Genomic DNA, 1,092 nt, shown 5'->3' with positions numbered 1-1,092 from the left:
CTGCTCGTCGAGCGGGAACGGGCGCTGTACGGGTCCTGGTACGAGTTCTTCCCGCGCTCGGAGGGCACGCCGAAGCGGCCGCACGGCACGTTCCGCACCGCGGCCCGGCGGCTGCCCGAGATCGCCGCGATGGGCTTCGACGTGGTCTACCTGCCGCCCATCCACCCCATCGGCACCACCTTCCGCAAGGGGAAGAACAACACCCTCTCCCCCGGCCCCGACGACGTCGGCGTGCCCTGGGCGATCGGCTCGCCGGAGGGCGGCCACGACGCCGTCCACCCGGACCTGGGCACCCTGGAGGACTTCGCCCGGTTCGTGGACCGGGCCCGCGCCCTGGGCCTGGAGATCGCGCTGGACTTCGCCCTGCAGTGCTCCCCGGACCACCCCTGGGTGCAGAAACACCCCCAGTGGTTCCACCACCGCCCCGACGGCACCATCGCCTACGCGGAGAACCCGCCGAAGAAGTACCAGGACATCTACCCCATCGCCTTCGACGCCGACATGGACGGCCTGATCGCGGAGACCTGCCGGGTGCTGCGGCACTGGATGGACCACGGGGTGCGGATCTTCCGGGTGGACAATCCCCACACCAAGCCGGTGGTGTTCTGGGAGCGGGTGATCGCGGACATCAACCGCACCGACCCCGACGTGATCTTCCTGGCGGAGGCGTTCACCCGCCCGGCGATGATGCACACCCTGGCCCAGATCGGCTTCCAGCAGTCCTACACCTACTTCACCTGGCGCAACACCAAGGACGAGCTGACGGAGTACCTCACCGAACTGTCGGGGGAGGCCGCCTCCTACATGCGGCCCAACTTCTTCGCCAACACCCCCGACATCCTGCACGCCTACCTCCAGCACGGCGGCCGGCCCGCCTTCGAGGTCCGGGCCGTCCTCGCCGCGACGCTCTCCCCGGCCTGGGGCGTCTACTCCGGCTACGAACTGTGTGAGAACACCCCGCTGAAAGAGGGCAGCGAGGAGTACCTGGACTCGGAGAAGTACCAGCTCAGGCCCCGCGACTGGGAAGCGGCCGCACGCGAGGGACGCACCATCGCCCCGCTGCTGACCCGCCTGAACACCATCCGGCGGGAG

Annotated in this window: 1 pseudogene; it reads left to right on the top strand. The window is 69.5% G+C overall.

Going from position 1 to position 1,092, the window contains the following annotated elements:
- Positions 1–1,092: pseudogene (locus ACZ5TL_RS39500) on the top strand (alpha-1,4-glucan--maltose-1-phosphate maltosyltransferase); the annotation flags it as partial.

This window comes from Streptomyces sp. NPDC033136, from assembly GCF_055578235.1.
The sequence above is the reverse complement of the archived record's forward strand: the minus strand, read 5'-3'. Positions and strand labels throughout refer to the sequence as shown.